Origin of the sequence: Nostoc sp. 2RC (assembly GCF_014222165.1) — a bacterium.
GTDB lineage: Bacteria > Cyanobacteriota > Cyanobacteriia > Cyanobacteriales > Nostocaceae > Nostoc > Nostoc linckia.
In genome coordinates, this window is record NZ_JACKZU010000469.1 from 1 (window position 1) to 5,726 (window position 5,726).

The 5,726-nt window shown below is 40.0% G+C and carries 5 protein-coding genes; 4 read left to right on the forward strand and 1 reads right to left on the reverse strand.

The window, feature by feature from the left end; genetic code table 11:
- Positions 1-41 precede the first annotated feature (41 nt).
- The 4 genes from devC (at position 42) to tsaB (ending at position 3,525) form a co-directional block, all read left to right on the forward strand.
- Complete coding sequence (gene devC, locus GNE10_RS31440) at positions 42-1,202, forward strand: ABC transporter permease DevC (RefSeq protein WP_185569830.1); 1,161 nt, start codon at positions 42-44, stop codon at positions 1,200-1,202.
- 85 nt (positions 1,203-1,287) lie between these two features.
- A complete protein-coding gene (locus GNE10_RS31445; protein ID WP_185569832.1) occupies positions 1,288-2,028 on the forward strand; it encodes a DevA family ABC transporter ATP-binding protein in 741 nt (246 codons plus the stop codon).
- A 336-nt stretch (positions 2,029-2,364) separates the two neighbouring features.
- Positions 2,365-2,793, forward strand: a complete 429-nt coding sequence (locus GNE10_RS31450; protein ID WP_185569834.1) for a hypothetical protein — start codon at positions 2,365-2,367, stop codon at positions 2,791-2,793.
- Between the two features lie 84 nt (positions 2,794-2,877).
- Positions 2,878-3,525, forward strand: coding sequence for a tRNA (adenosine(37)-N6)-threonylcarbamoyltransferase complex dimerization subunit type 1 TsaB (tsaB, locus tag GNE10_RS31455; protein ID WP_185569836.1), 648 nt, complete (start codon positions 2,878-2,880; stop codon positions 3,523-3,525).
- A gap of 167 nt (positions 3,526-3,692) precedes the next feature.
- Here tsaB and GNE10_RS31460 read toward each other — a convergent pair.
- A partial coding sequence (locus GNE10_RS31460) for a plasmid replication protein, CyRepA1 family (RefSeq protein ID WP_397326713.1) occupies positions 3,693-5,726 on the reverse strand: 2,034 nt, incomplete at its 5' end.

Consider the following 5,726-nt stretch of genomic DNA (forward strand, 5'->3'; position numbering starts at 1 on the left):
CCTTTACCCCTTTCCCTTTCCCCAATCCCTAATCCCCACTTATGAAACTTTTTCGTAAAACGCCCTTAGCATGGCGGCAGCTAATGAAAGAAAAAACGCGTCTAGCTGTTGCAGTTGCAGGTATTACTTTTGCTGATTTACTGATGTTCATTCAGTTGGGATTTGAAAGTGCGCTGTTTGATGCAGCCATCAAACCCCATCGGAATTTACAGGCGGATTTAGTTTTAATTAATCCCCAATTTCAAACTCTGTTCTCAGTGAAAAATTTTTCCAGAGAACGACTTTACCAAGCATTGAGTTTCGAGGGTATTCAGTCAGTGAATTCTGTCTACATCGGTAGCGGACAGTGGCGAAATTCCGAAACACGTCTCGATCGCACCATTTTAGTTTGGGGTATCGATCCCACACAACCCGCATTCAAATCTGCTGAAATCAGACAAAATCAGCACCACCTCAAACAGTTGTATCAAGTTCTGTTTGACCAAGCAGGGCGTCCGGAATACGGAACAGTTGCCGATATTTTTAATCAAACAGGCAAGTTTGAGACAGAACTGAATAATAAACTTGTGTCCGTGAAAGGCTTGTTTACTGATGGTGCTTCCTTTGCCGCCGATGGTAATGTCATCACCAGTGACTCCACCTTTGGCGAACTATTCCCAACCAGTAAACCCGATCGCATCACAGTGGGATTAATTACACTCAAACAAGGTGCAGATGCCCTGAAAGTGCAATCGCAACTTGCCGCCGCACTACCCAAAGATGTCAGAGTCCTCACCCCAGAAGAATTTGCTCAAATCGAGAAAAAATACTGGGAAGCAGGTACCGCCATTGGTTTCATTTTTGGTTTAGGTACAGGAGTTGGGTTTATTGTTGGTATCGTTATTGTCTACCAAATCCTTTATTCAGATGTTTCTGACCATTTGCCAGAATATGCCACACTCAAAGCAATGGGATACACCGATGGCTATCTCTTAAGAGTTTTATTTCAAGAAGCATTATTTTTAGCCTTTTTAGGCTTCATTCCTGGATTAATCCTTTCTGCTGGGTTGTATCAACTTGCTTACAGTGCAACCATGCTGCCTATTTTTATGAAACTCGAACGAGCCATAACTGTATGGATTTTAACCGTCATCATGTGTAGTTTCTCTGGGGCGATCGCCATGCGAAAGCTACGCTCTGCCGATCCTGCCGATGTGTTTTAATTTTGGGAGACGAGGTAGAAAATAACTTTTACTCCTAACTCCTAACTCCCAACTCCTAACTCCCAACTCCTAAGCCCCATAAAATATGTTAAAAAAATCTTTACCACTAAACTCCAATTCGATATTTTCTGCTTTAGAACCTGTTATTTCTGTGAATAACCTCAACCATTATTTTGGTGAAGGTGCCCTTCGCAAACAAGTATTATTCGATATTAATTTGGAAATTCAAGCCGGGGAAATTGTCATTATGACTGGCCCCTCAGGATCGGGAAAAACCACTCTGTTGACGTTAATGGGTGGCTTGCGTTCTGCCCAAGATGGTAGTCTCAAAATTTTAGGAGAGGAAATTCGCGGTGCTAAAAAGCAGCAGTTAACCAAGCTGCGGCGGAATATCGGCTACATTTTCCAGGCGCATAATTTGATGACTTTTTTAACAGCTAAAGAAAATGTGCGAATGTCTTTAGAATTGCATGAAGATTTTCTCAATCAGGATATCGATGCTAAAGCGATCGCCATTTTGGAAACTGTCGGTTTAGGAGAACGGGTAGATTACTATCCAGAAAAACTATCTGGAGGACAAAAACAACGCGTGGCGATCGCTCGTGCTTTAGTCAGCCATCCTAAAATTGTTTTAGCAGATGAACCGACTGCTGCACTTGATAAAAAATCCGGACGCGATGTGGTGGAATTAATGCAAAAGTTAGCCAAAGAACAAGGCTGTACGATTTTGTTAGTTACCCATGACAACCGCATCCTCGATATTGCCGATCGCATCATTTATATGGAAGATGGCCAGCTGAAAACTGATAGCATAGACGTTAAATAGGGTGTTGACTGAGGATTTAGGAGTGGGACTTAGGCAACGCCGATATTGTCATTGCGATCGTAACGGAGTGTAGGGAAGCAATCCCAGCGTCAGGGGGGATTACTTCTCTACGAGACGCTGTGCGTAGCTTGCTTCTGTGTAGGAGTACGCTATCGCTCGTCATGACGGAATTACGTTATTTTTGCGTAAGTCCTGAGGAGTTATTCTCCTCATCTCCCCACCCAAATTACTATCTTTCATTGCAACTTAGTATTAGTATAGATAACCGACTTCTTTAATGAGAAAATCCGCTATTTTATTCTTAATGAGTAATATTCCGCACAGGGTCTAAAGTTCATGAATCAAGCTTTATTCTGGGGTTCCTGGTTTGTTTCACTAGGCAGTACCGCCTTACTATTTTTTTGGTCATTGCCTCTATCACCATTTACACATCCAGGGATGAAAGCCAATGAAGCAGTTATTATCTTTTTTCCTGTTGCAGGCATACGCTGGCTGGGTCTTGCTAGCACTCTGTTTCTACTGGCCATTACTTGGGGGCAATACCTGAACTTAGAAGCGGTCTATGCAATTTCCCTGTTAATTTTTGTCTTAGTTTTACACTTATTTTTTGGAGTAATTAATATTGCAATCATGAATCTTTGGCTTTCTGTGGAGCCTATCAAGACACGCACCACTAGCGCCATTTACGCAGGAATTTACTTTGGTTTGCCGATGTTTTGGCTATTACTCGTAGCAGCGCTAAAGATTACTTATTTTCCTAACTAAAACCACAAAGACAAAAGATTTCCAAGTCAAAATATTCCATTACTATAATCAACTGTCAACTGTCAACTGTCAACTATCTTGTTCATGTCAACGAAAATTTCCACAACAAAATACGCTTTATCACTACACACCACAACTCCCGAATTAGGTCTAGCAATTAGTAATTTTTCCGGCGATATTCGCTCTCAAGTTTGGAATTTAGGGCGCGATTTATCTAGCTTAATACATCAATATCTAATGGAATTTATTAAACCGCAAACTTGGGCAGATTTGTCCTTTATTGCAGTTGCTAAAGGGCCAGGTGGCTTTACTGGGACTCGTATTGGTGTTGTCACTGCCAGAACTTTGGGGCAACAATTAGCTATTCCTGTATTTGCAATTTCTACTTTGGCTGCGGTAGCTTGGTCGCAAGCAAGTAAAAGCCAAAATACCAAAACTCTTGCTATTGAAATGCCAGGACAACGAGGCAAAATTTTTGCAGCTATCTATCAATTCATACCAGATACTTCTGCACTTACAGCTTTACTTCCAGATACAGTTATGACACCAGAAATATGGCAAGAAACTCTAGCTAATTGGAACACCGATTATCAGCTAATTCAAGCCAAATCTGACTTAGCAGCAACGGTAACAAGTATTCTCGAACTAGCTCAACTTGATTGGCAACAAGGAAAGTGTCCTCATTGGTCTGAGGCTTTGCCTTATTATGGGCAGCATCCAGTAGAAATTTAACTAATAACGTCCGATGTGAATTATCCAAATCAATGAATCATCAAGGATTGTCGCCCTGTAGAGACGTTGCAATGCAACGTCTCTACAACTGCAACGTCTTTACAACGATAAATCAAGGGTTTTAGCGTTTAATCCACATAATGGGTTAATAGGAATTACACAAGGGATTATTTTGCTTTGCTTGTTAAATTTTCCAGCTTGGAATCGATAATTTTAAGGTTCCATTCTGATGAATAATCAGGCACTCTATAGCCACCACTTTTAATATGAGCCAACATCAATTCATCTCGTTGCTGCCAAACTGTAAATATTTTTTGTCTACCATCATTTAAGGTTGCTGAATCGATTTTATAAACTTCATTTTCTCGTTTCAGCTTCAAACCTAGCAAATTCAACAATTTACTGAGTATTTTGATTCCGCAAAGTTGTTCTTTATCAGTCACAAAATTAATACCTAGTACTCTTTTAATGTGTTTGCTATGCTGAAAAGCAATATTTTTCAGCAACATTAAATCACTATCGGTTTGTGTAAATTCTCGTTCATTTTCCAAGAATTGCAGTATTCCTAATGCTCTCATGGCTTCAACCTTGAGAGTGTAAGTCTTTAAATCTGGAAGAAAAACTTTCCCTTCTCCCCAAGACAATTGCTGATGCCATTCTTGTTGGTCTTTGATGTGAAAATACTCGCTTTCATGAGTCAGATAATAGTGAATTAATAATTGACTATAATATCCGCGATCGTCTTGTAATTTCAGGCTGGGAGTAACTGCTATGCCATATTTTTGTCGGAGAACATATTTGTGAAGTTGATTGCGTTCTTCATCAGTCAAAGATTGTTTCAATAATAACTGCTCGTATTCAACATAATCGATATTGTTAGCATTAGCTACAGCCGTTGCAGTTGCTAATTGATTTTGTTGTTTAATTTCTTTGATTTTGCGTTTAATGTCTTTGGCTTTTTGACGGCTTTGTGCCCAATCTTTTTGGACTTTAACGATTTCTAAGATTAACCTTTTACGGGTTTCTAAATCATTGCGATCGCTTGCTAAAAAGGCAAGGCGTAAATCCCGAATAATATTATTGTGAACAGCATTACTCCGCATCTGAATTACATGACCATCAGCAATTAAGCCATCTTGCATCGATTGACGATAAAGACGAATTGATGCATTTACTCTTGCAGATAATTTGGCCCAAGTTCGCAGATGAATTGGGTCATGAACTAAAGGTAAATCCACATCTATTTTATGTAATGGACTGAGCAAAGCTAAGTTTTCTTTTTGATTTTCCTGATACCAATCAGATAACAAGCGGTAATTTGTACTTCCACTACCAATTAAACCAATACCCCGCTTCGCACACCAAACAACACGCGGCACATCATCCCGCACTCTTGCTAAGGCTTGTCGCGCTTCTGAATCAGGAATTACACCTTGAAAAATGCCATAAACTCGGTCGAAATGTCGAACATCAATACTAATTCCCGTACCCAGACTAGGGGTAACAAAAACACCATCATATTCAGATATTTTTTGATTAATAGCTGCAATAAAATCCACTGCTGCGTGACCAGGTGTGTTTGTAGTATGGCTACTAACTACTAAAGTTTGAGGAAACTCTCGTCTTAATTTTTGTAACCGTTCTTTCAAATAACTTTCAATGGTTTCACAACTATAACGCCCAGCACGACTGTCGGTAGTTACATAGCATTTACGTCCAGCAAGTAAATCTAATTCTAGTTGATGAATTAACGGTGTGGGATTTGGTGAATCATAAAAGGTGACATCCCAACCTTGCTGGGGTTTCCATTCGTTAATCACTACCCAAGGTGTTAACTTAATTCCTGATAATCCCTGTAAGTATTCAAGTGAAACATTTGATAAATCGGCATCTTGGGCAATTACTAATCCCCCGGTGGTTAAAACTGTAGCAATTAGCTCTTGGAATACTTTTAAGATTTTTACACGTTTATGTTTACAGGTATTACTGTTGAGTAAATGCCATAAAGATTGTTCAACTTCATCTAAAATTACTATCGCCCCATGCCAATCTTCAGTATTCAATTTCCAAATCGAATCAATACATAAACCGAAAGATTTGGGCATTGGACACGGGGCATGGGGCAAGCAGGAGGTGTGGGAGGTGTGGGAGGTGTGGGAGGTGTGGGAAGCATAAATTTTCTTTCTCCCCACACTCCCCTC

What these genes read in the sequence shown, in the direction of transcription:
- devC (WP_185569830.1), top strand. Translation starts at nt 42, where the DNA reads ATGAAACTTTTTCGTAAAACGCCCTTAGCATGGCGGCAGCTAATGAAA.
- GNE10_RS31445 (WP_185569832.1), top strand. Translation starts at nt 1,288, where the DNA reads ATGTTAAAAAAATCTTTACCACTAAACTCCAATTCGATATTTTCTGCT.
- GNE10_RS31450 (WP_185569834.1), top strand. Translation starts at nt 2,365, where the DNA reads ATGAATCAAGCTTTATTCTGGGGTTCCTGGTTTGTTTCACTAGGCAGT.
- tsaB (WP_185569836.1), top strand. Translation starts at nt 2,878, where the DNA reads ATGTCAACGAAAATTTCCACAACAAAATACGCTTTATCACTACACACC.